This window comes from Streptomyces sp. NPDC059668 (genome assembly GCF_042734135.1).
GTDB lineage: Bacteria > Actinomycetota > Actinomycetes > Streptomycetales > Streptomycetaceae > Streptomyces.
In genome coordinates, this window is record NZ_JBHWEL010000044.1 from 30,386 (window position 1) to 53,021 (window position 22,636).

Here is a 22,636-nt window from a genome sequence, read left to right on the forward strand (position 1 = left end):
TCCGGGCGACCGCGAACACCGGGAGGGTCGCACGGCGGTTCACCGCGCGACCCTCCCGGGACGCTTGTTCCTGGGCCCGACGGGCTCAGACGTCGATGCTGTCCTTCTGGGCGCCTTCGGAGTTCTCCCGCGCCGCCTGCCTCCTGGTGGCCGTCAGGCTGGTGATCGTCGTGACGACCAGGACCGCGCAGATGACGCCGAGCGAGACCGGGATGGATATCTCGGGGACATGGACGCCGGACTCGTGGAGAGCGTGCAGCACGAGCTTGACGCCGATGAAGCCGAGGATGACCGACAGGCCGTAGGAGAGGTGGACCAGCTTCTTGAGCAGGCCGCCGATCAGGAAGTACAGCTGCCGCAGACCCATCAGCGCGAACGCGTTGGCCGTGAAGACGATGTACGGGTCCTGGGTGAGGCCGAAGATCGCGGGGATGGAGTCCAGCGCGAAGAGGACGTCCGTGGTGCCGATCGCGAGCATCACGACCAGCATCGGCGTCATGACGCGCTTGCCGTTCTGCTGGATCCACAGCTTGGTGCCGTGGTACCGGTCGGCTACCCCGAAGCGCTTCTCCGCGGCCTTGAGCAGGCGGTTCTCCTCGAACTCCTCCTCGTCCTCGTCGGCCCGGGCCTCCTGGATCAGCTTCCAGGCCGTGTAGATGAGGAACGCGCCGAAGATGTAGAAGACCCACGCGAAGTTCGCGATGATCGCGGCGCCCGCGGCGATGAAGATCGCGCGCAGGACCAGGGCTATGAGCACACCGACGAGGAGCACGCGCTGCTGGTACTGCGAGGGCACCGCGAACTTCGCCATGATCAGGACGAAGACGAAGAGGTTGTCCACGCTCAGCGACTTCTCGGTGATGAAGCCCGCGAAGAACTCGCCGGCCGGCTGGCCGCCGGAGAAGACGAGCAGCCCCAGCCCGAACAGTCCGGCCAGAGCGATCCAGACGAGCGTCCAGATTCCGGCTTCCTTGATCGATACGTCGTGCGGTTTGCGGCCGATGAAGAAGTCGACCGCGATGAGGGCGGCAAGGCCCAGGATCGTGAGGACCCAAAGGGTCAAGGAAACATCCACTGCGCCTCCGGCAGTACGTAACGGCAGATTTCAGCGTCGTCGCTACCGGAGGTCTCTTCCACCCGTGTCCGGTGGGGCGCGTGAGGCGCCTTCCGGTCGCGGGCCGGCGCCCCGGGATCTGGCCAGATCCGTATTGACGGGTACGCCGCAGCAGGTAGGGAGTACTCCCCTCCGTGAGAACGAGAGTACCCGAATTACCAAGTAAAGGTAAAGGGATTGGTAAAAGAAACACCAAATGAGCAGGTCAGAGCAACTTTACCGATGCTTGGTGAAGCGCTTCGAAGGGTCAGCGGTTCCATGGGCGACGGGCCGCCGCGACCTGGGAGAGCACCTGCTGGAGCACCTGGCTGCCCGCCGGGACGAGCGCGGGCTCGTACGTCCAGGCGTGACCGACCCACGGGTCCGCGAGGTGGTCGTCGGGCACCGGCGTGAGCCGCAGCAGCGCACGCCACAAGGGGTCCAGCAGAGGCCCGAAGCCCGCGGTGTCCTCCCGGTCGGCCACCAGCATCAGATGGACGCCGACGGCCGGTCCCTCGTCCGCGAGATACCGCAGCTGGGTGACGGCGCGGTCGTCGAAGCCGTGCGGGAAGTCGTTGACGATCAGCAACTGCTCCGCCGTGTCGAGGCCGGGCGGCAGCGAGTCCGCGGCTCCGCCGCGCACCGCCATCTGCACCAGGTCCACACGCTGGGTGAGCCGGGCCAGGACGTCGGCCACACCCGTGGCACCGGCGGCGGGCGGACCGGCCAGCACCCCCGAGCGCACCAGCGGCGCGAGGGACGAGGCCGCGGTACCGGCCGGATCGATGACGTGCACGCTGAACTCGCCCGCGGGATAGACGGCGAGCAGCCGCGCGGCGTTCGCCACCGCCGCGTCCATCGCGAGCCGGCGCAGCTCGTCGGAGTCGGCGATCGAGTCCTCCCGGGTGACTCGTCCGCTGTCGATCCACAGACCGCGCTCCAGCGGCAGCCGGACCAGCAGTGGAATGCTCAGTTCCTCGCTCTCGGGCAGATGGAGGTCGCCGAGACGCACCGCCATGGGTATCTCCATGGGCACCCGGTAGCCGTGCCAGACCGGGTTGTCCCAGCGTGCGTACGCCGCGGGCAGCGCGGGCTCGACGACGTCGGCCTCCGCGGCGAGCTGGGCGAGGTCGCGGTCGAGCGCCGCGCGCGCCTGGTCGACCAGGTCGGCGTGCCTGGACTGGGCGGCCTCGCGGGCCGCGTCGCCCTGCCCGCCGATCCGGCTGCGCGGGTCGGACAGGGCCCTGTCGAGTTCCTGCTCCATGCGCGAGTCGGCGAAGTCCACGGCACTGCGATAGGCGGCCGTGGTCCGGGCCAGGTCCTCGAACATCCCCCACACCTGGTTGTAGAGCCGCTCCTCCATGGACCAGCCGGTCGCGTCGCCCGCGACGGGCCGCGCGGTCTGTCCCGGCGGGGCGGGGGGCGCGGTCGGCGGGGGCGGGGGCGGCGCCGAGGTCTGCCGGCGGGGGTGGCTGTAGTCGACGGGACCGGCGGCGGGTGCGGACGGCTGGGCGACCGCGGAGGCATCGGCCGGTGCGGGGCCGCTGCCCGGGTACCCGGGCTGCGGAACGGTGGCTCCCTGCCCGCCGGGGGTGTCGTACGGGGACGAGGAGGGGGTCGGGAGCGGCGGTACGGTCCCGGAGGCGCCCTGCGGTCCGGCGTACGGCTGGTCCGGTCCCGGTGCCGAGGCCGCCGCCTGTCGTGAGCGGTCCGCGTCCGGCGCACGGGGCGGGGGCGCCGACACGGAGCGGGCCAGCCCCTGTGCCACCGCCTCGTTGATGCTGTCCGCGAGGCGGCGTGCCTCGGGCAGTCCCTGGTCGGTGAGGAGATCGGCGAGGCCGCCCGCGTACCCCTGGCCGACCGCGCGCACCTTCCACGCGCCCTGTCTGCGGTAGAGCTCCAGGGCGACGACGGCCGACTCGGTGTCCAGGCCCGTGACGGTGTAGCTGGCGATCTCGGTGCCGTCGAGCGCGGTCACGGCGACGAAGGGGGCGGCCACGGCGCCGAACCGGACCGGACCGACGCCGGTCGGCAGCGCGAGCAGCACACTGACCCGGTGCACGGTCCCCGGCAGGGCGTCGAGATCGAACGCGAGGCGGTGGTCGGCCGCCGCCTGTTTGGAGACCTCCAGTCCGGGAAGGGTGGGCGCGCCCGGGTGCGCCACCCATTCGACGCCCCGGACCCTGCCCTGCTCGTCGCTGAGCGTGGCCCCGGCCACGACGGGCCGGCCGGCCGACACCCGGACCTCAAGACGGACCTGCGGGAGCGGATGGTTCTGCCCCCGGACCAGCTCGGCCGTCATCGCCTTGTCCCCCTGCGTCGCTTCGTGCCTGCGGTCGGGCTGCCTAGAGGTGCGGCAGGATCGCGGGCATCAGGTCCTGGAAGGTGCGGCCGTTGGCCGGGGTGCCGAGGGCCGTCATCTGCCAGCCCGCGCCGGATCGGTGCACCTTCGCCATGATCTGGGCGGTGTACTGCCCGCCGCCGGCGAGCGTGTAGCGGGCGAGCTCCTGGCCGTTGGTCTCGTCGACCAGACGGCAGAAGGCGTTCTGCACCTCCTGGAACGTCTGGCCCGTGAAGGAGTTCACGGTGAAGACGATCTGGTCGATGTGGACCGGGAGGCGCTGCAGGTCGACGAGGATCGCCTCGTCGTCGCCGCCCTGGCCCACGCCGCCGACCACGTTGTCACCGGTGTGCCGCACGGAGCCGTCGTCGCTGACGAGGTGGCGGAAGAACACCACGTCGACGGGCTGCTTGTCCGCGAACAGCACGGCGGAGGCGTCGAGGTCGATCTCCCGGGTGCGCGAGCCGAACAGGCCGCGCCGGGGTGCCGCCTGCCAGCCGAGTCCCATGCGCACCGCGGTGAGGGTGCCCCCGTCGTTCTTCTGCAGACTGATGGCCTGACCCTTGGTCATGTTGACCGTCACGCGCTGATCCCCTCTCGGACTGTCCCCTGTTGCCGCGGAATCCGCGGATGACCAGAACACTACGCAGCGCCACCGACAGTGCCGAACCCCGCGGCGCGCTTTGTGTCGGTCTTGCAACACTGCGCGCGTCCGCCGAGGTCCGGCGTGGTCGAAGGGGCGTCAGGCCAGGCCCCCCTCCTTCATCTGACGCAGTTCCTTCTTCATCTCCGACACCTCGTCGCGCAGTCGGGCCGCGATCTCGAACTGGAGGTCTGCCGCGGCGGCCCGCATGCGTTCCGTCAGCTCCTCGATCTGCTCGGTGAGCTCGGCCGCGGGGCGGTCGGTCGGGGTCTTCGCCGCGTTCTTGGCGGACTTGGCCGCCTTGCCGCCGAGCGAGGGCACCGGGGCCTTGGCTCCCTTGCCGTCCTTCGCCTTGCGGTAGCCGGAGCCGAGCAGCTGCTCCGTGTCGACGTCCTCGCGGGCGATCTGCGCCACGATGTCGTTGATCTTCTTGCGGAGGGGCTGCGGGTCGATGCCCCGCTCCTCGTTGTACGCGACCTGCTTCTCGCGCCTCCGGTTGGTCTCGTCGATGGCCTTCTCCATCGCCGGGGTGATCCGGTCGGCGTACATGTGGACCTGGCCGGAGACGTTGCGCGCGGCGCGGCCGATGGTCTGGATCAGGGAGGTGCCCGAGCGCAGGAACCCCTCCTTGTCGGCGTCGAGGATCGACACGAGGGACACCTCCGGCAGGTCGAGGCCCTCGCGCAGCAGGTTGATGCCGACCAGGACGTCGAACTCGCCCGCGCGCAGCTCGCGCAGCAGCTCGACCCGGCGCAGGGTGTCGACGTCGCTGTGCAGATAGCGCACCTGGATGCCGAGTTCCAGGAAGTAGTCGGTGAGGTCCTCGGCCATCTTCTTGGTGAGCGTGGTGACCAGGACGCGTTCGTCCTTCTCGGTGCGCTTGCGGATCTCGTGCACCAGGTCGTCGATCTGGCCCTCGGTGGGCTTGACGACGACCTCGGGGTCGATCAGACCGGTGGGCCGGATGATCTGCTCGACGTAGCCGTCCGCGCGGGAGAGTTCGTACTTGCCCGGGGTCGCGGACAGGTAGACGGTCTGTCCGATGCGCTTCTGGAACTCCTCCCACTTCAGGGGACGGTTGTCCAGGGCGGAGGGCAGCCGGAAGCCGTGGTCGACGAGGGTGCGCTTGCGGGAGGCGTCGCCCTCGTACATGGCACCGATCTGCGGCACGGTGTTGTGCGACTCGTCGATGACGAGCAGGAAGTCGTCCGGGAAGTAGTCGATGAGCGTGTTCGGCGGGGAGCCGGGCTCACGTCCGTCGAAGTGCATCGAGTAGTTCTCCACGCCGGAGCACGAGCCGATCTGGCGCAGCATCTCGAGGTCGTACGTGGTGCGCATGCGCAGCCGCTGGGCCTCCAGGAGCTTGCCCTGCTTGTCCAGCTCGGCGAGACGCTCGCCGAGCTCCTTCTCGATGTCGTTGACGGCGCGCTCCATGCGCTCGGGACCCGCCACGTAGTGGGTCGCCGGGAACACGTAGATCTGCTCGTCGTCGCTGATGACCTCGCCGGTCAGCGGGTGCAGCGTGGAGAGCGCCTCGATCTCGTCGCCGAACATCTCGATGCGGACGGCGAGCTCCTCGTAGACCGGGAAGATCTCGATGGTGTCGCCGCGGACCCGGAAGGTGCCCCGGGCGAACGCCACGTCGTTGCGGGTGTACTGGATGTCGACGAAGCGGCGGAGCAGGTCGTCGCGGTCGATCTCGTCGCCGACCTTGAGGCTGACCATCCGGTCGACGTATTCCTGCGGCGTGCCGAGGCCGTAGATGCAGGAGACCGACGCGACGACCACGACGTCGCGCCGGGTGAGCAGCGAGTTGGTCGCGGAGTGGCGCAGCCGCTCGACCTCCTCGTTGATCGAGGAGTCCTTCTCGATGTAGGTGTCCGACTGGGGGACGTAGGCCTCGGGCTGGTAGTAGTCGTAGTACGAGACGAAGTACTCGACCGCGTTGTTCGGGAGCAGCTCGCGGAACTCGTTGGCCAGCTGGGCGGCCAACGTCTTGTTCGGTGCCATGACGAGCGTGGGGCGCTGGAGCTTCTCGATCATCCACGCGGTGGTGGCGGACTTGCCGGTGCCGGTCGCGCCCAGCAGGACGACGTCCTTCTCACCTGCGCGGACGCGCTTGTCCAGCTCCGCGATGGCCGCCGGCTGGTCACCGCTCGGCTGATAGGGGCTGACGACCTCGAAGGGCGCCACCGAACGTTCGATCTTTGATACGGGCCGCATGGGTTCCACCGTACGACCCCGCACTGACAACGGGGTCCGGTCACCGGCTCTGCGGGGTGCGCACTCTCCGGTGGGCGCGGTCGTGGCCGGGGCGCCGCTGCGGTCGGTGACCGGGGTGGAGGCCGCCCGGGTGGGCCGGAACGCCGGGTATGCGTTCCACGGCGGGCCGATCCGGTCTGCCCGTCACCATCAGGGGGTCGACCACCACGACGACGCCGGCCAGACAGAGGAAGACCAGCGGGCCGATCATCATGGGCGCGAGCAAGGAGGTGGCCGAGTCACCCGCCGGGGTGCTGGAGGTGTGGTGGAGATGGACGGTGAGGGCGGCCATACCCGTGTAGTGCATGCCGCTGACGGCCAGCCCCATGACGAGGGAGGCGCCCACGCTCCAGAGGAATCCGCGGACCTGGCCCGCCGCCCACAGCGCGGTGATGGCGGCGACGACGGCTATGACGACCGAGGCGGAGACGGTGAGCGTGTTGTACTCCAGCTTCCCGTTCAGGCGCATTCCGGCCATGCCCAGGTAGTGCATGGAGGCGATTCCCAGACCGGTGATGGTGCCCCCGGTGAACAGTGCCGTCCCGGTGGCACCGCGTTGGCCCACGATGAAGATCCCGACGCCGACCATCACGATGGCCACGCCCAGGCTGGCGAACGTCGTGGGTGTGTCGTAGTGGATCGGGGTCTCTTCGACGGAGAACCCCATCATCGCGATGAAGTGCATGGTCCAGATGCCCGAACCGATCGCGGCCGAGCCGAGCGCGAGCCAGCCGGCCCGCCAGGAGCCGGTGACGAGCATCGATCTGGTGGTGCACCGCAGACCGAGCGCTCCACCCAGGCAGGCCATGAGGAACGCCACCACCGGTGTGACGAGTCCGTAGCTGAAGCCGTCGATCGTGCCCTGCATGTACGGCTGTCCTTCCCGCCCTTTTGCACCAGAAATTCAGGTAACGCCCCCGCTCTCCAGGCCGCGTCGGCGGCCGGAGGTGAGGCAGAGAGTATGACCCCCACCGGAATGGTCGAACGATTTTCCGGCAAAGAATCACGATCTCACCGCACTTGTGCGCTGCCCGTGAGCGGACTTGGCCAACTCGATTCCATCCGCGCCCGACACACCTCCCCCATGTGTCACTCTGTGCTGTCACTCTTGAGCTGTAAGTGATCGACCGACGCGAGGAGTACGCATGCACGCGCGCGTTGCCGCCGCCACGACCACAGCGCTCATCGGGGGCACCGTGCTTCTCGGGGGCACCGCCTCGATACTGCCCGCTCCCCACGGGCGGGCCGGCTCACCGAACGGCGGTGTCGTGATCGTCGCGCACCGCGGCGCTTCCGCCTACGCGCCCGAGAACACCCTGGCCTCCATCGACAAGGCCGCCGCGATGGGTTTCGACTGGGTCGAGAACGACGTCCAGCGCACCAAGGACGGCAAACTCGTCGTCCTCCACGACGCCACGCTGGCGCGCACGACCAATGTCGAGAAGGTCTTTCCCCACCGGGCTCCCTGGAAGGTCAAGGACTTCACCGCCGCGGAGATCGCGCGTCTGGACGCGGGAAGCTGGTTCGCCCGTCGGTACGCCGGGACGCGCGTGCCGACGCTGCGGCAGTACATGGAGCGGGTCTCGCACAACCACCAGAAACTCGTCCTGGAGATCAAGAACCCCGACCTCTATCCGGGCATCGAGCGGGAGACCCTCAGGCTGCTGAGCAACGAGGGCTGGCTCGACCCGGAACATCTCAAGCACCGGCTGGTCGTCCAGAGTTTCAGCGAGGACAGCGTACGAACGGTCCACGACCTGAATCCCCGGATCACGACGGCGTTCCTGGGCAAGCCGTCCTACGCGCAGTTGCGCGAGTACGCGCGCTTCGTCGACCTGATCAACCCGGAGAACGCCTCCCTCACCTCCGGCTATGTCTCCACGGTCCAGGCCTTCAAGGGACCTCACGACAAGCCGATGGGGGTCTACGTCTGGACCGTCGACAACGCCGACACCGCCCGGCGCCTGGCGGGCTACGGCGTGGACGGCGTCATCACGAACAAGCCCGACGTGGTCCGCAGCGCGCTGCAGGAGAGCTGAGCGGCCTGCCGGAGGCCGTCCGCGGCGGCACGGACGCCGAGCGGCACGGACGCCGAGTGGTGCCCGTGCCACGGCCGTGCCGCGGCCGGCCACGGGCGGGCCACGAGCGTTGTCAGTGGCGCGTCGTACGGTGGATCTCATGAACAGCCATGGGCAGGACGAGCATCGGGTCGTGTGGAGCGTCGTCGGCACGGACATCGGTCCGCTGCTGCTGGCGGCGACGGACGACGGCCTGGTGAACGTGGTGTTCCACGCCACGGACGCGGTCCGCGACAGGGCGCTCGACCGGCTCGCCGCGCGCCTGGGCACCGAGCCGGTCGAGGCACCCGCGTCGCCGCTCCTGGCCGAGGCGATACGCCAGGTCGAGGCGTACTTCGCGGGTGAGCGGCGCGACTTCGAGCTTCCGCTGGACTGGTCGCTCATCTCCGGGTTCAACCGTCAGGTGCTGCGCGAGCTGGAGTCCGGCGTCGCGTTCGGCGCGGTCGTGGGTTACGGCGACCTCGCCCGGCGGGTGGGGCAGCCGGGCGCGGCACAGGCGGTCGGCGTGGCGATGGGCTCGAACCCGCTGCCGGTCGTCGTGCCGTGCCACCGGGTCGTCGAGAGCGACGGTGGCATCGGAGGGTTCGGCGGCGGACTGGAGACGAAGCGGAAACTGCTGGCGCTGGAAGGGGTGCTGCCGGAACCGCTGTTCTGAGGCCGAGGCCGGCAGCGGACGCCTGTGCGGAGGTACGGAGGTCTGTGCGGAGGTACCGAGCCGCTCCTGAAGCCGCCGCCCGCACGGTGTGACGTACCAGCGCCCGCGGAGGTGAGTGGCGAGCCGCCCCCGGCCTCGTTCCCCCTTGTTCGCTCGCGGCGCGGAATGGAGACTGCGCCGGTGACCCGAGCCCGTTCCACCGCATCCGCGTGCCCCGTGACCGCACATCCCGCAGGCGCGTCCCCCGTACGCGCTCGCTCCGCAGCCACGCCCCCCGTAGTGGCTCGCTCCACTCGTCCCCTGTCCGAGTGCTCGCGGTGACCGCCGTCGGACGGCAGGCTGCCGTGCCCGTGGACATCGAGGGGATACCCGCGCTGCGCCGCCGTATCACCGCCGTGCTGATCGCGGGTCAAATCCTCGGCGGGCTCGGTGTGGCCACCGGCATCGCGCTCGCCACCGTGCTGGCCAAGCAGGTCAGCGGGACCGAGTCGCTCTCCGGTCTCGCGCCCACCGCGACGGTCACCGGCACGGCGGTGCTCTCCGTGCCGCTGGCAGCGCTGATGACCGCGCGCGGGCGTCGGCCCGGGCTCGTACTGGCGTACCTCATCGGCGCGTCGGGGGCCTGCCTCGTCGTGGTCGCCGCGTGCCTCGGGAGCTTCCCCCTGCTGCTGCTCGGCATGGCGGGGTTCGGCGCGGCCTCCTCGGCCAACCTCCAGGCCCGGTTCGCGGCCGCCGACCTGGCCGAACCCCAGCGGCGTGCCCGCGCCATCTCGAACGTGGTGTGGGCCACCACGATCGGGGCGGTCCTGGGACCCAACATCGCCGCGCCCGCGGGACGCAGCGTGTCCGGGCTCGGGATACCGGAGGCGGCCGGCCCGTTCCTCTGGGCGGCCGTCGTCTTCCTGCTCTCGGCGCTGCTGGTGGCCGTCCTGCTGCGGCCCGATCCGCTGCTGACCGCCCGGGCACTCGCGCCGGCCGAGGAGCGGTCCGCCGACGCGCGGTCGATCCGAGCCGGTTTCGCCGCCGTCGCCGCCTCGCCACGGGCCCGGCTGGCGCTCGTGACCGTGGCCGTGTCGCACACGGCGATGGTCTCGATCATGTCGATGACCCCCGTCGATCTGGGGCACCACGGGGCGAGCATCGATCTGATCGGTCTGGTGATCAGCGCGCACATCGCGGGCATGTACGCGTTCTCGCCCCTCATGGGACGGCTCTCCGACCGCTTCGGACGACTCTCCGGCATCGGGCTCGCCGGCGGCCTGCTCGCCTGCGCGGCGCTCCTCGCGGGCACGGCGGGCGGCAACCACGGGCAGACCGCCGCGGGCCTCTTCGTCCTGGGCCTGGGCTGGTCCTCGGGACTGGTGTCCGGGTCGGCGCTCCTCACCGACTCCGTGCCCCAGGCCGCGCGGGCCGCCGCGCAGGGGGTCTCCGACCTGACCATGAACACGGCCGCCGGTGTGGGTGGGGCGACCGCCGGTCTCATCGTCGCGGAGGCGAGTTACGGGTGGTTGAACCTCGTCGCCGCATGTCTGCTGCTCCCGCTGGGCGGGCTGGCGCTGTTCACCCGTGGCAGGCAGGACCGGCCCTCGGGGAGCCTCCGGGACGGTGCGGGGCAGAAGCCCACGGCCCCGGGTTAGGGGCGAGGGCTCAGGAGTCCGGGGCAGGCTGCCGGGAGCCGCGCGCCGGGTCTGAAGAAGGCCAGGGGCTACAGGCTGATGTGGTACGCCTTGCGGAGCGTCTCGTGCACGGTCCACGTCGTACGGTCGCCCTCGCGCAGGATCGCCGCGTCGCCCGGGCCCACCTCGATGACGTCGCCACCCTCGATCTCGATCGTGGCGCGGCCGCTGACGACGACGAAGAGCTCGTTCGCCTCGGTGTCGGTGACCACGCCCGGGGTGATCTGCCAGATGCCGCGCAGCTGCTTGCCGTCGGCCGACTCCCACAGCACCTTGCCGGTCACCTCCGGGGTTCCGGAGACGATCTGGCCAGGGTCGAGCGGCTCCGATTCGAGCTCGGCGTCGGGGATGTGGACGGCGAAGGACGGGGTGGCCCGGCTGTTCTCGGTCATGAGCGGTCACCTTAAGGGCAATCGAGAAAGGCGTCGCGCGGAGGGTGGTCGGAACGCGTGACCGGTAGCAGACTCCGCCCTGCGCACAGCCGCTGGCATCCGAACACACGGGGGCCGAAGGGACGGCGATCACGCATGAGTGAGAGCGGAAACAGGGCAGTCGCTTATCTCAAGCCGGGTGCGGTGGAGGTCAGGACCATCGACCATCCGACGCTTGAACTGCAGGACGGGCCGGGAGTGGCCGCCGAGAACGTCGGCCGCAAGTGCCGGCACGGGGTCATCCTCAAGGTGCTCGCCAGCAACATCTGTGGCAGTGACCAGCACATGGTGCGGGGGCGCACGACCGCGCCCGAGGGGCTGGTCCTCGGACACGAGATCACCGGAGAGGTACTGGAGCGCGGTCCGGACGTCGAGTTCATCGAGGTCGGGGACATCGTCTCGGTACCGTTCAACATCGCCTGCGGCCGGTGCCGCAACTGCAAGGAGCGCAGGACCGGCATCTGCCTGAACGTCAATCCGGCCCGGCCGGGCGCCGCCTACGGCTATGTCGACATGGGCGGCTGGGTCGGCGGCCAGGCCCAGTACGCCATGGTCCCGTACGCGGACTTCAACCTGCTGAAGTTCCCCGACCGCGACCAGGCGCGCGAGAAGCTCCTCGACCTGACCATGCTGTCGGACATCTTCCCGACCGGTTTCCACGGCGCGGTCACCGCGGGCGCCGGGGTCGGTTCGACGGTGTACGTCGCCGGGGCGGGCCCGGTCGGTCTGGCGGCGGCCGCGTCGGCGCAGCTTCTGGGTGCCGCCGTCGTCATCGTCGGCGACCTCAACGCCGAACGCCTCGCCCAGGCCCGGAGTTTCGGGTGCGAGACGGTGGACGTCTCCGAGGGGCCGGTGGAGGACCAGATCGCGCAGATCCTCGGCGAACCCGAGGTCGACGCGGCCGTCGACGCGGTCGGCTTCGAGGCACGCGCGCACGGCCCGGACGCCGAGGAGGCCCCCGCGACCGTCCTCAACTCGCTGATGGGCATCACGCGCGCGGGCGGGGCGCTGGGCATCCCCGGTCTGTACGTCACGGACGACCCCGGCGGGATCGACCAGGACGCGCGGACCGGAACGCTGAAGGTGCGGCTCGGTCTGGGGTGGGCGAAGAGCCATCGCCTCAGCACGGGCCAGTGCCCGGTGATGCGGTACCACCGGGGGCTGATGCAGGCGATCCTGCACGAACGGGTCCACATCGCCAAGGCGGTCAACGCGACCGTGATCGGCCTGGAGGACGCACCGCGCGGTTACGCCGAGTTCGACCAGGGCGCCGGCCGCAAGTACGTGCTCGATCCGCACGGGGCACTGGCCGGAGTACGGCCTGTCTGAACCGGGGCGTAACGGAGGGGTGCTTCCCCGAGTCCGGGAAGCACCCCTCTCCCGTTCCCCCGGTTCTCCCGTTCTCCTACTTGTCCTGCATCTCCTGTCGCCCGGGGCCGCCCGGGGACCGGCCCGGGTCTACTCGTAGTGCCGCGCCTCGAAGACATTCCCGTCCGGATCGCGGAAGTAGAAGCTGCGCTTGGCCATGCCGCGGGCGCCGAACGAGTCGTAGGAGAAGCCCGATACCGGGACGGACGCCTCTTCCAGGCGCGTTCGCAGTGCGTCGAACTCGTCGGCCCCCAGGGACAGGCACACGTGGTTGACGGGATGGCCGGCACTGGCCGCGCCCCCGGGGACCATGTTCATGTACTCCGCCAGAGGGAGCGGCGCGAGGTCGAAGATGGTGTCCTCGTTGAGGCGTACGGAGGGGAACGACTCCTTGCCCGCGGCGTATTCGGTGACTCTCAGGGGCTCCAGACCGACCGATCTCTCGTAGAAGTCGGCCGACGCGACCGGATCGCGTACCCAGAGAACGACATGGTCGAGACGTGGCGAGTTGTCCGTCATGCCCCCAGGCTGGTGCCGTGGGCCGCGGGTCGCAAGGGTTTGACCGGGCGCGCCGCCCGCCAGAGATGAGGAAAGGCGACAGACAGGAGGCAGGCGCGTGATCGTGGTGTCCGAAGAGGTGCGGGAGGCGCTCGACGCGCGCCGTCCGGTGGTGGCCCTGGAGTCGACGATCATCGCGCACGGGCTGCCGCGTCCGCGCAATCTGCAGGTCGCGCTGGAACTGGAGGACGTCGTACGGCGGGAGGGTGCCGTACCCGCGACGATCGCCGTGCTGGACGGGCGTCCCCGGGTCGGGCTGGACAAGGAGCAGTTGGAACGGGTCGCGAACGAGGACGGCATCCGCAAGCTGGGACACCGCGATCTGCCGCTCGCGGTGGCGACGGGGGCGAGCGGCGCGACGACCGTGTCCGCCACGGCGCTGTTGGCCGCCCGCGCGGGCGTACGGGTGTTCGCGACGGGCGGGCTCGGCGGGGTGCACCGGCAGTGGACGGCGACGCAGGACGAGTCCGCCGACCTCGGCCTGCTGGCGCGGACCCGGATCACGGTGGTGTGCGCGGGCGTGAAGTCGATCCTCGACGTGCCGGCGACCTTGCAGCGTCTGGAGACCCTGGGGGTCGCGGTGGCCGGGTACGGCACCGACCGCTTCCCCGGCTTCTATCTGTCCGACTCCGGGCACCCCGTGGACTGGACGCTGGACTCTCCTAGTCAGGTGGCGGATGTCATGCGCGCGCAGGACGCGCTGGACGGCCCGGAATCGGCGCTGATCGTCGCGAATCCCGTCCCCGAGGAGGAGCAGCTCGATCCGGGGCTCCACGCGCGCGTGCTCGCCGACGCGCTGCACGCGTGCGAGGCCGAGGGCGTGACCGGGCAGGCCGTGACGCCGTTCCTGCTCGACCACCTGGTGCGGCACACCGACGGCGCGTCGCTCGCGGCCAATCTGGCGGCGGTGCGGGGGAACGTACGGCTCGCGGGACGGATCGCGGCGGCCTGGGCCGGGGCGTGAGCGGGACGGACCGCGGCGCTCCGGAAGGGGACGCCGGCCGCGCCGGGCAGGGCGCACGGCCGCCCCTGGACGCCCCCGGGGCGCTGCTCGTCGTCGGCGATGTGATCACGGACGTGGTCGCCCGACATCGAGGGCCGCTCGCGGCGGGCACCGACACGGCCGCCGCGGTCCGCACCCTGCCGGGCGGGGCCGGCGCCAACGTCGCCTGCTGGGCCGCCCATTGGGGCTGCCCGGACGTACGGCTGCTCGGCCGGGTGGGGGCGGATGCCGCCGCCTGGCACGAACGCGAGCTGTCGGCCTGCGGTGTACGTCCCCTGCTGGTCGTCGATCCCCACGCGCCGACCGGAACGGTGATCTGTCTGGTGGACCAGGGCGCCTCGGCCGAGCGGACGTTCCTCACGGACAGCGGGGCGTCGCTGCGGCTCGATCCCGGTGACTGGTCGTCCGCGCTGCTCGACGGTGTCGCGCGGCTGCATCTGTCGGGCTATCTGTTCTTCTCCGAACCGAGCCGGGCGCTGGCCTCGGCCGCCCTGGAATCAGCTCGTGCGCGGGGTGTACCGGTGAGTCTGGACCCGGCGTCGGCGGGCTTCCTCACGAAGCTGGGTGCGGACCGTTTCCTCGCCCTCGTCGAGGGCGTCGACCTGCTGCTGCCCAGCCGTGACGAGGCGTGTCTGCTGACCGGTCTGTCCGATCCGGCGGACGCGGCGGCCGAGTTGAGCCGCCGTGTCCCGCTGGTCGTCGCGAAACTGGGCGGCGACGGAGCCCTCGTGGCCCGCTCGGGCACCGTGCGGGAGCACGTTCCGGCGGCACCCGCGGCGGCCCTGGACACCACGGGCGCCGGTGACGCGTTCACCGGCGCGTTCCTCGCCGCCCTGCTCGCGGGTGCCGAACCCGAGGCGGCCGCGGTGGAGGGGTGCGGGGCGGGAGCGATGGCGGTGGAGCGGATCGGAGGACGGCCGGAAGGGGCGTCCCCGGCCAGGTAGTCCCTCGCTCGCGCTGTCTACTTGCGCCCCCACGCGGAGATCATGGGTGCCGTCGCCAGATCCATCGAGCCGGCGGCCACGTTGGCCAGGTGACGTTCGATGTCCTGGGGGGTGGCGAGGCCCGCGGTGACGAGCTGCCCGCCGATCTGCCGGACCGTCGCGGTCTCGAGGGCGGCGCAGGCGGGCGAGGTGACGGGGAAGTACGCGTCGGCCTCCACCTCGCGCAGCCCCGCCTCCCGGAGCAGGCGCGGGAGTTTGCGGCCGTAGGCGAGGTCGGCGCCGCGCTCGGCGAGCAGCTTGCGGAACCCCTGGCGCAGCCGGTTCGCGAGCTGTTGCTCGGGGCCGTGCTCGTCGGGGCAGAGCAGGGGCTGGAGCGCCGGGTCGGCGTCCTCGAGGAGAAGCCGGCCGCCGGGCCGCAGCGCTTTGATCATCGATCGCAACGCCCGGTCCCGGTCAGGCACGTGGACCAGGACGAGCCGTGCGTGCACGAGGTCGAAGCTCTCCCCCGGCGGTTCCTCCGCGGCCACGTCGTGCACCCGGACCTCGACCGGCGATCGGGCCGCCGAGGCGGCCCAGGACGTGTCGATGTCGGTCGCGACGATCTTTCCGGTCGGGCCGACCTTCTTGGCGAGCCAGGACACCACGGACGTACCGCCTGCGCCGACCTCCCAGCAGCGCCAGCCGGGCCCGATGCCGAGGCGCTCGATGTGCCGGAAGGTCGCGGGGTCGAAGAGGGTGGCGAAGGCGTCGAAACGCTGTCCGGCCTCGGTCTGCTGGTTGTCGAGGAGATACCCGTCGGTTGGCGTCATGCAGGGATCATCCCAGTTGACCCCCTTGTCCGGAATCGGCGACGCTTCCCGATCTCCCGAAAGTGAAGCGGAAGATTCCGTTCCCACAGGCTTTCCCGGAGATCCGGCACGCCTGGCAGACTGGCGGACGACGGCGCGGAGTGCGGCGCGGGAAGATCCACGCAAGGGGGTCCTGATGTCCATGGCAGGGAATCTGCGGAAGGTCACGAGCCTCGGCAGGGTTGGCGGCCTGCGCAAGGTGGCGCGGCTGGCCAGGCGGCGCGTCCGTGTCGACCTGAGTCACCCCGCCCGGTCCCCGCTGGGCTCCGCCGTGGTCAACTGCGTGGCCTACCGGGACGGCGTCAGGGTTCCGGGCGGCCGCGACCTGGTCGACACCGTGGAGCGCATCCGCAAGAGCGAGGACGGCTTCGTCTGGCTCGGACTGCACGAGCCGACCGACCAGGAGTTCGCCGGCATCGCCGACCTCTTCGATCTTCACCCGCTGGCCGTCGAGGACGCGGTGGAGGCCCACCAGCGCCCGAAGCTGGAGCGGTACGGCGACACGCTGTTCGCGGTGTTCAAGACCGTCTGTTACGTCGAGCACAAGGAACTGACGGCGACGAGCGAGGTGGTCCACACCGGCGAGATCATGGTCTTCGTCGGTACCGACTTCGTGATCACCGTGCGGCACGGACGGCACGGTTCGCTGGGCCCGCTGCGCGAGGAGCTGGAGGCCGACCATCGCCAGCTCGCCAAGGGACCGGCCGCGGTCCTGCACGCGATCGCGGACCACGTGGTCGACGACTACGTACATGTCACGGACTCGGTCCAGGAGGACATCGACGCGGTCGAGGCCGACGTGTTCGCCGAGAACGGCGCGCGGGCCGACGCGGGCCGCATCTACCAGCTCAAGCGTGAACTCCTGGAGCTGAAGCGCGCCGTGGTCCCGCTCGCCCGCCCCGTCCAGGAACTCGCCACCCGGCCGATCCGGGTGGTCGATCCCGAGATACAGGCGTACTTCCGGGACGTCTCGGACCATCTGATCCGGGTGACCGAGCAGATCGCCGCGTTCGACGAACTGCTCAACTCGATCCTCCAGGCGCACCTGGCCCAGGTCACGGTGGCGCAGAACGAGGACATGCGGAAGATCACGGCGTGGGCGGCGGTCATCGCCGTCCCGACGATGGTCTGCGGGGTGTACGGCATGAACTTCGACAACATGCCGGAGCTGCACTGGCGGTTCGGCTACCCGATCGTCATAGGCGTGATCACCGTGGGCTGCCTGGTCCTGTACCGGGGCTTCCGGCGCAACGGCTGGCTCTGACGGGCCTCTCGTCCGGCACGTCCGACCGGACGAGAAGCGTGACGGGAGAACTCCGTACGGTCAGCGGACCATGCTCGTCGCGTAGACGCTCTCCACCCAGCCCGCCAACTGATCATCCGTCAGGTGCTGGGCCAGATCGGCTTCGCTGATCATGCCGACGAGGCGTTTGTTCTCGATCACGGGAAGCCGGCGGATCTGGTGCCCCTTCATCTCCTGGAGCACCTCGCCCACGTCGGCCTCGGACTCGATCCAGCGCGGGGTGCCCTGGGCCATCTCGCCCGCGGTGATCTGAGCCGGATCGCGGCCCATGGCCACACAGCCGACGACGATGTCGCGGTCCGTGAGGATGCCGCAGAGCCGTTCGTTCTCGTCACTGATGGGCAGCGCGCCCACGTTCAGTTCGCGCATCAGTTGAGCGGCGCGGTCAAGGGTCTCGTGGGCGGGAATCCACTGGGCACCACGGTGCATGATGTCTCCGGCGGTGGTCATGAAGTACCTCCCGGTGCCGGACGGCCGGCGCGGCGCGGAACACACCGCTAGTCCCGGCGCCCTCATTCTTGCCGCGTCGCCGGGGATGTGCACCCGGAGGTCCTGGCCGCACGGGTCGGCGCGCGCGATCGGCGGGGGCGGTCGGACAGGCGCCGCGGGCCGTGCCGTCAGCCGTTCCAGGCCGGGTGGCGTGGATCGTCCGCGCGCACCAGAACGTCCGCCGCGGTGCCCGGGGCCACTTCCGTCTCGTAGCGCTGGAAGGCGGGGAGGGTCCAGCGCTCGGGCTCCGGTGTACGGCGGCTCAGGGCGCCCGGGGAGAGGAGGACGTGGACGCTCAGGTCGAACGGGAACCAGTGCCGCAGCAGGAGGGGGCCATGGAGCAGAAGCAGCCCGCCGGGCGGGAGTTGGACGTAGGAACTGCGGGTGGCACGGTCGGTGACCGGGTCCCAGAGGTCGGGCAGGACGCGGCCGTTCCCGCCGGGGTCGAGGGGCCCGAAGACCTCGCGCCACAGGGCGCCGGTGTCGAACCAGCCGTCGTAGTAGGCGTCGACGTCCTCGTGACCGTATTCGAACCGGAGCGACGCGGGCCGCAGGAAGTCCTGGGCGCCGATGACGACGGAGGCCCTGCCGCGTATGCGCAGCGCCTCGGAGACACGGTGCGCGAGGTCGCCCGGGCGGGCGGCCGGGGCTCCGTCGAAGGCGATCCGCGGCCAGGCACCGCCGTCGTCGGGCTTCAGGTCGAGCAGGCGCTCGGCGAGGAGGTCGCCGAGCCGTTCCCAGGTGATCGCTTCGAGTCGCACAGGCCCATGATGCCGCGCGGGGGCGTCGCGCTCGTGGGCCCGGGGAGGTGGATCGGGAGGTGGAAGCGGGACGGCCCGTGGCCGGGGCCGCGCGGGAGAGACGACCGGCCGTGGCGTGGGTCCCGGGCCGGGCCGGGGAATGAACCGCATATGGCACCGATCGCGACTCCTCCGTCCCGCGGCGGACTTCTCGTCATCCAGCCGCTCAGGAAACGGCACTGTGCCGAGTGCCGGACCGGACCGCTGACACTGCTGGTGCTGGAGGAGGGATCGCCGCGCTGCGTGGACTGCGCGGACCTGGGGCATCTGGTGTTCCTGCCGCGCGGTGACACGGCGCTGACGCGGAGATCACGGGAGGGCAGCGCGCTGTCGGCGGTGGTGGTGCGGTTCAACCGTCGGCAGAGCCGGTACGAGCGGCAGGGCGTGCTCGTCGAGGAGGCGGCGCTCGCCCGGGCCGAGGAGTGGTGCCTGGAGGATGCCGAGGCGCGACGGCGGCGCCGTGCGCGGGACGCGCGGCGCCGGGAGGCCGAGGACCAGCGGTTCACGGACGCGTTCGGGTGGGAGATACGCAGGCTGTTCCCCGGCTGTCCGGCCGAACGGGCGCGGGAGATCGCCACGCACGCCTCGCTGCGCGGGAGCGGACGGGTGGGGCGCAGTGCGGCGGGCCGTGCCCTGTCCGAGGCGGCGGTGGCCTCGGCGGTCCGTGCGTCCGTGCGGCACGTGGACACGCCGTACGACCAGCTGCTGATGAGCGGCGTGCCGCGGTACGAGGCGCGGCGGCGGATCGCGCCCGCCGTGGAGGCGCGGCTCCAGGGGTGGCGCGAGGAACTCACGGCCGGCGCGTGACGGTGGCCTCCCCCGCTCGCCCCGCCGTGCGCGCGGCGGCGGTGACCCGCTCGTGGACGCTCGCGCATGCGTCCGGACCCCTCGGCCATGGCCGCGGTCACCGCGCGGGATTTCACTTGTGATGGCGGGGGGCGCCATGCAGGATCTTTGGCTTCGGGGAACGACGACGGGGGGTTGTCATGATCGATGGGCCGTATCTGGTGCTGACGGTGCTGGGGGTGCTCGGCTGCGGGTTGGTGGCGGGGGTGTTCTGCGGGTTCTCGGCCTTCGTGATGCGGGGGCTGGCCGAGCTGCCGCCCGCACAGGGGGTGGCGGCGATGAACGCGATCAACAGGGCCGCGGTCCGCCCGGCGTTCATGACGCTGTTCGTCGGGTCGGCGGTGCTGTGCGCCGTGCTCGGCGTGGTCACCTTCGTACTGCTGCCCGAGGACGGGACGGTGGAGCTGCTGCTCGGCAGCGCTCTGTATCTGTTCGGGTCGTTCGGGGTGACGGTCGTCGCGAACGTCCCGCGCAACGAAGCGCTGCTGAAGACGGACCCGGGCGGACCGGACACCGCCGCGCACTGGCGCTCGTACGTGCGCGGGTGGACGAGATGGAACCACGTCCGCGCGGTCGCGTCGGCCGCCGCGGCGATCTCGTACACGCTGGCTCTCATCTGAGCACGCGGGGCACCCTCCGCCGAGCACGCGGGGCACCCTCGGCCGAGCGGACGGGGGCGCCGTCGCCCGAGGCACGCGCCGCCTCCGTCCGGGGCGCGTGCGGGCCGTCACCTGAGCGGCAGGGCCCGGGAAGGCGTCGTATCGTGGCGGGAGAGGAGTGCCGCCCGAAGGGTGTGGCCGAAGGTGTCCGACGCCCGTGCGGCTCCGTGACGCTACGCGCACGCAAGGGGGACGGCCATGGCCGATCCCAAGGGATTCATGACCACTCCGCGCGAGGAGTATCCGCGCCGGCCCGTCGAGGAGCGGGTGCGGGACTGGAACGAGGTGTACGTCCCCGGTGCGCTGCTGCCGATCATCAGGCGCCAGGCCGACCGCTGCATGGACTGCGGAGTCCCCTTCTGTCACGAAGCCTGTCCGCTCGGCAACCTGATCCCCGAGTGGAACGACCTCGTCTCGCGCGACGACTGGCGTGCGGCGAGCGACCGGCTGCACGCGACGAACAACTTCCCCGAGTTCACCGGACGGTTGTGCCCCGCGCCGTGCGAGGCGGGCTGCGTCCTCGCGATCAACCAGCCCGCGGTCACCATCAAGAACGTCGAGGTGGCCATCGCCGACCGGGCCTGGGCGGACGGCTTCACACCACCGAGCCCACCGGAGCGGCTCTCCGGGCGGACGGTCGCGGTGGTCGGATCGGGGCCCACCGGGCTCGCCGCGGCCCAGCAGTTGACCCGGGCCGGACACACCGTCGCCGTCTACGAGCGGGCCGACCGGATCGGCGGCCTGCTGCGGTACGGCATCCCCGCTTTCAAGATGGAGAAGCGCCACCTGGACCGACGGCTCGAACAGATGCGGGCGGAGGGCACCAAGTTCCGTACCTCGACGACGATCGGGCGGGATCTCACGGCGTCGGAGCTGCGGATGCGCTACGACGCCGTCGTGCTCGCCACGGGTGCCACGGCCTGGCGTGAACTGGACGTGGAGGGACGCGAGTTGAGCGGCATCCATCAGGCGATGGAGTATCTGCCGTTCGCCGACCGGGTGTGCGAGGGAGATCTGGAGGTCTCGCCGCTGTCCGCGGCCGGCAAGCATGTCGTCATCGTCGGCGGCGGCGACACGGGAGCGGACTGTCTGGGGACGGCGGTGCGGGAGGGCGCCGCGTCCGTGACCCAGCTCGACATCTATCCGCAGCCGGAGGAGGAGCGCGACGAGGACGCGGAGCCCTGGCCCACGTATCCGAAGATCTACCGGCTCTCGGCCGCGCACGAGGAGGCGCGGGACCTGGAGACGGCGCCGTCGGCGCACGCGGACGCGCGGCTCTTCGCCGCCTCCACGCTGCACTTCACCGGGGACGCGAGGGGACGGGTGCGCTCGCTGCACCTGGTCGCGGTCGACGCGGGACGCCGCCCCGTGCCGGGTTCCGGCCGGACCCTCCCGGCCGACCTCGTGCTGCTCGCCCTCGGCTTCTCGGGCCCGGACCGGCACGACGGCCTGATCGACCAACTCGGTCTGGCCCTCGACCCGCGCGGCACGATCACCCGCGACGCCGGCTTCGCGACCAATGTTCCGCGCGTGTACGCCGCCGGGGACGCGGCCCGCGGCCAGTCCCTCATCGTGTGGGCCATCGCCGAGGGCCGCGCGGTGGCGGCCGCGGTGGATCGCGAGTTGACCGGTATCTCCAGCCTGCCGGCGCCGATCGGTCCGTACGACCGCCCCATGACGGCGTGACCGGGTCGGTGCGGATGACGGCGTGACCGGTCGGTGCGGGCGGGGGCGGGTCCGTACGACTGGACGCGAGTCCGTACGACTGGACGCGGATCCGTACGACCGGACGCGGATCCGTACGACCGGACGCGAATCCGTACGACCGGACGCGAATCCGTACGACCGGACGCGAATCCGTACAAGCGGGTACGGCCGCCGAGCTGCGCGTGGGGCGCGCTCCCGGCCGTGTCCGGGGGCCGCGCCGGCTGCCCGCGCCGGCCCCCGGGCCTCTCCTCAGCGGGTGTCGGTCCCCGCGACCTTCGCCGTCGCCAGCGCGACCCGGTTCCAGGTGTTGATCGTGAGGATCAGGGCGAGGACGTGGGCCAGTTCCTGGTCGTCGAAGACCGCGGCGGCCCGCGCGTAGACGGCGTCCGGGACACCGCCGTCGGCGACCAGGGTGACCGCCTCGGTGAGGGCGAGGGCGGCACACTCCCGTTCGGTGAAGAAGTGGGAAGCCTCGCGCCACACCGGGACCATGTGCAGCCGGTCCTCGCTCTCACCGGCTTTGCGGGCGTCGTTGGTGTGCATGTGGAGGCAGTACGCGCAGTGGTTGAGGTGCGAGGAGCGGATCTGGATCAGTTCGACCAGGGCCGGATCGAGCCCCTCCCGGGCCGCCGCGTCGAATCCGATCAGGGCCCGGAAGACCTTCGGGGCGGACTTCGCGAGGTCGAGGCGGGGACTCCCGGCGACGGCGGGCGCGGGCGCCGAACCCGCGGGGACTCCCGCCGGGACACCCGTCGCACGCCCCGCGCTCGCACCCGATCCCGCACCCACACCCGCGGCCGCGCCCCCGCCCGGATGCACAGCCGGACGCGCGGTCGGGGCCGCCGTCGGGTTCGCCGTCGGGTTCGCGGTCGGGCCGGTGTTCGTGTTCGTGTTCGTCGTCATGACCATGAATCTATGGCTCGCAAAGACCA

At 71.1% G+C, this 22,636-nt stretch carries 21 protein-coding genes; 10 read left to right on the top strand and 11 right to left on the bottom strand.

Annotated features, from left to right (window positions below; translation table 11 throughout):
- Positions 1–85: 85 nt before the first annotated feature.
- From ACFV2J_RS27045 to ACFV2J_RS27065, 5 genes are all read right to left on the bottom strand, one after another.
- Entirely contained in the window at positions 86–1,075 is a 990-nt protein-coding gene (locus ACFV2J_RS27045; protein ID WP_385081626.1) for a TerC/Alx family metal homeostasis membrane protein, read from the bottom strand.
- A 286-nt stretch (positions 1,076–1,361) separates the two neighbouring features.
- Positions 1,362–3,395: a TerD family protein gene (locus tag ACFV2J_RS27050; protein ID WP_385081627.1), complete on the bottom strand. Its 2,034-nt coding sequence runs from the start codon at positions 3,393–3,395 to the stop codon at positions 1,362–1,364.
- A gap of 43 nt (positions 3,396–3,438) precedes the next feature.
- Positions 3,439–4,017 (bottom strand): TerD family protein, encoded by a 579-nt coding sequence (locus ACFV2J_RS27055; RefSeq protein WP_385081629.1) that lies wholly within the window; start codon positions 4,015–4,017, stop codon positions 3,439–3,441.
- A gap of 159 nt (positions 4,018–4,176) precedes the next feature.
- The gene (gene uvrB / locus ACFV2J_RS27060) at positions 4,177–6,300 is read right to left on the bottom strand and encodes an excinuclease ABC subunit UvrB (RefSeq protein ID WP_385081630.1); all 2,124 of its coding nucleotides are present in this window, start codon (positions 6,298–6,300) and stop codon (positions 4,177–4,179) included.
- A gap of 40 nt (positions 6,301–6,340) precedes the next feature.
- On the bottom strand, positions 6,341–7,207 hold the full coding sequence (locus ACFV2J_RS27065; protein ID WP_385081631.1) for an MHYT domain-containing protein: 867 nt from the start codon (positions 7,205–7,207) through the stop codon (positions 6,341–6,343).
- Positions 7,208–7,484: 277 nt separating this feature from the next.
- On the opposite strand from ACFV2J_RS27065, the gene ACFV2J_RS27070 reads away from it, so the two are divergent.
- From ACFV2J_RS27070 to ACFV2J_RS27080, 3 genes are all read left to right on the top strand, one after another.
- Complete coding sequence (locus tag ACFV2J_RS27070; protein WP_385081632.1) at positions 7,485–8,378, top strand: glycerophosphodiester phosphodiesterase; 894 nt, start codon at positions 7,485–7,487, stop codon at positions 8,376–8,378.
- 139 nt (positions 8,379–8,517) lie between these two features.
- On the top strand, positions 8,518–9,072 hold the full coding sequence (locus ACFV2J_RS27075; protein WP_385441073.1) for a methylated-DNA--[protein]-cysteine S-methyltransferase: 555 nt from the start codon (positions 8,518–8,520) through the stop codon (positions 9,070–9,072).
- A gap of 308 nt (positions 9,073–9,380) precedes the next feature.
- Positions 9,381–10,709 (top strand): MFS transporter, encoded by a 1,329-nt coding sequence (locus tag ACFV2J_RS27080; protein ID WP_385081635.1) that lies wholly within the window; start codon positions 9,381–9,383, stop codon positions 10,707–10,709.
- A 68-nt stretch (positions 10,710–10,777) separates the two neighbouring features.
- Here ACFV2J_RS27080 and ACFV2J_RS27085 read toward each other — a convergent pair whose 3' ends face one another.
- Positions 10,778–11,140, bottom strand: coding sequence for a cupin domain-containing protein (locus tag ACFV2J_RS27085; protein ID WP_385081636.1), 363 nt, complete (start codon positions 11,138–11,140; stop codon positions 10,778–10,780).
- A gap of 135 nt (positions 11,141–11,275) precedes the next feature.
- On the opposite strand from ACFV2J_RS27085, the gene fdhA reads away from it, so the two are divergent.
- The gene (gene fdhA / locus ACFV2J_RS27090; protein ID WP_385081637.1) at positions 11,276–12,508 is read left to right on the top strand and encodes a formaldehyde dehydrogenase, glutathione-independent; all 1,233 of its coding nucleotides are present in this window, start codon (positions 11,276–11,278) and stop codon (positions 12,506–12,508) included.
- 129 nt (positions 12,509–12,637) lie between these two features.
- Here fdhA and ACFV2J_RS27095 read toward each other — a convergent pair whose 3' ends face one another.
- A complete protein-coding gene (locus ACFV2J_RS27095; RefSeq protein WP_385081638.1) occupies positions 12,638–13,066 on the bottom strand; it encodes a VOC family protein in 429 nt (142 codons plus the stop codon).
- Positions 13,067–13,163: 97 nt separating this feature from the next.
- On the opposite strand from ACFV2J_RS27095, the gene ACFV2J_RS27100 reads away from it, so the two are divergent.
- Complete coding sequence (locus tag ACFV2J_RS27100; protein WP_385081640.1) at positions 13,164–14,069, top strand: pseudouridine-5'-phosphate glycosidase; 906 nt, start codon at positions 13,164–13,166, stop codon at positions 14,067–14,069.
- 65 nt (positions 14,070–14,134) lie between these two features.
- Positions 14,135–15,052, top strand: a complete 918-nt coding sequence (locus tag ACFV2J_RS27105; RefSeq protein WP_385441097.1) for a carbohydrate kinase family protein — start codon at positions 14,135–14,137, stop codon at positions 15,050–15,052.
- A 17-nt stretch (positions 15,053–15,069) separates the two neighbouring features.
- On the opposite strand, the gene ACFV2J_RS27110 is transcribed toward ACFV2J_RS27105, so the two are convergent.
- Positions 15,070–15,861 (bottom strand): class I SAM-dependent methyltransferase, encoded by a 792-nt coding sequence (locus tag ACFV2J_RS27110; RefSeq protein ID WP_385081642.1) that lies wholly within the window; start codon positions 15,859–15,861, stop codon positions 15,070–15,072.
- 175 nt (positions 15,862–16,036) lie between these two features.
- Between ACFV2J_RS27110 and corA the strand changes: the two genes are divergently transcribed.
- Positions 16,037–17,164: a magnesium/cobalt transporter CorA gene (gene corA / locus ACFV2J_RS27115; protein ID WP_385081643.1), complete on the top strand. Its 1,128-nt coding sequence runs from the start codon at positions 16,037–16,039 to the stop codon at positions 17,162–17,164.
- 60 nt (positions 17,165–17,224) lie between these two features.
- Here corA and ACFV2J_RS27120 read toward each other — a convergent pair whose 3' ends face one another.
- Positions 17,225–17,653, bottom strand: a complete 429-nt coding sequence (locus ACFV2J_RS27120) for a CBS domain-containing protein (RefSeq protein ID WP_385081644.1) — start codon at positions 17,651–17,653, stop codon at positions 17,225–17,227.
- 167 nt (positions 17,654–17,820) lie between these two features.
- Positions 17,821–18,453 (bottom strand): uridine kinase, encoded by a 633-nt coding sequence (locus tag ACFV2J_RS27125; protein WP_385081645.1) that lies wholly within the window; start codon positions 18,451–18,453, stop codon positions 17,821–17,823.
- 150 nt (positions 18,454–18,603) lie between these two features.
- Between ACFV2J_RS27125 and ACFV2J_RS27130 the strand changes: the two genes are divergently transcribed.
- The 3 genes from ACFV2J_RS27130 to ACFV2J_RS27140 all read left to right on the top strand — a co-directional run bounded on the left by ACFV2J_RS27130 (position 18,604) and on the right by ACFV2J_RS27140 (position 21,683).
- Positions 18,604–19,299, top strand: a complete 696-nt coding sequence (locus ACFV2J_RS27130) for a DUF2293 domain-containing protein (RefSeq protein ID WP_385081647.1) — start codon at positions 18,604–18,606, stop codon at positions 19,297–19,299.
- A 179-nt stretch (positions 19,300–19,478) separates the two neighbouring features.
- Positions 19,479–19,958 (top strand): DUF1772 domain-containing protein, encoded by a 480-nt coding sequence (locus tag ACFV2J_RS27135; RefSeq protein ID WP_385081648.1) that lies wholly within the window; start codon positions 19,479–19,481, stop codon positions 19,956–19,958.
- A 237-nt stretch (positions 19,959–20,195) separates the two neighbouring features.
- Positions 20,196–21,683: a glutamate synthase subunit beta gene (locus ACFV2J_RS27140; RefSeq protein ID WP_385081649.1), complete on the top strand. Its 1,488-nt coding sequence runs from the start codon at positions 20,196–20,198 to the stop codon at positions 21,681–21,683.
- A 270-nt stretch (positions 21,684–21,953) separates the two neighbouring features.
- Here the strand turns inward: ACFV2J_RS27140 and ACFV2J_RS27145 are convergent, their stop codons facing one another.
- A complete protein-coding gene (locus ACFV2J_RS27145) occupies positions 21,954–22,493 on the bottom strand; it encodes a carboxymuconolactone decarboxylase family protein (protein WP_385081670.1) in 540 nt (179 codons plus the stop codon).
- Positions 22,494–22,636 lie beyond the last annotated feature (143 nt).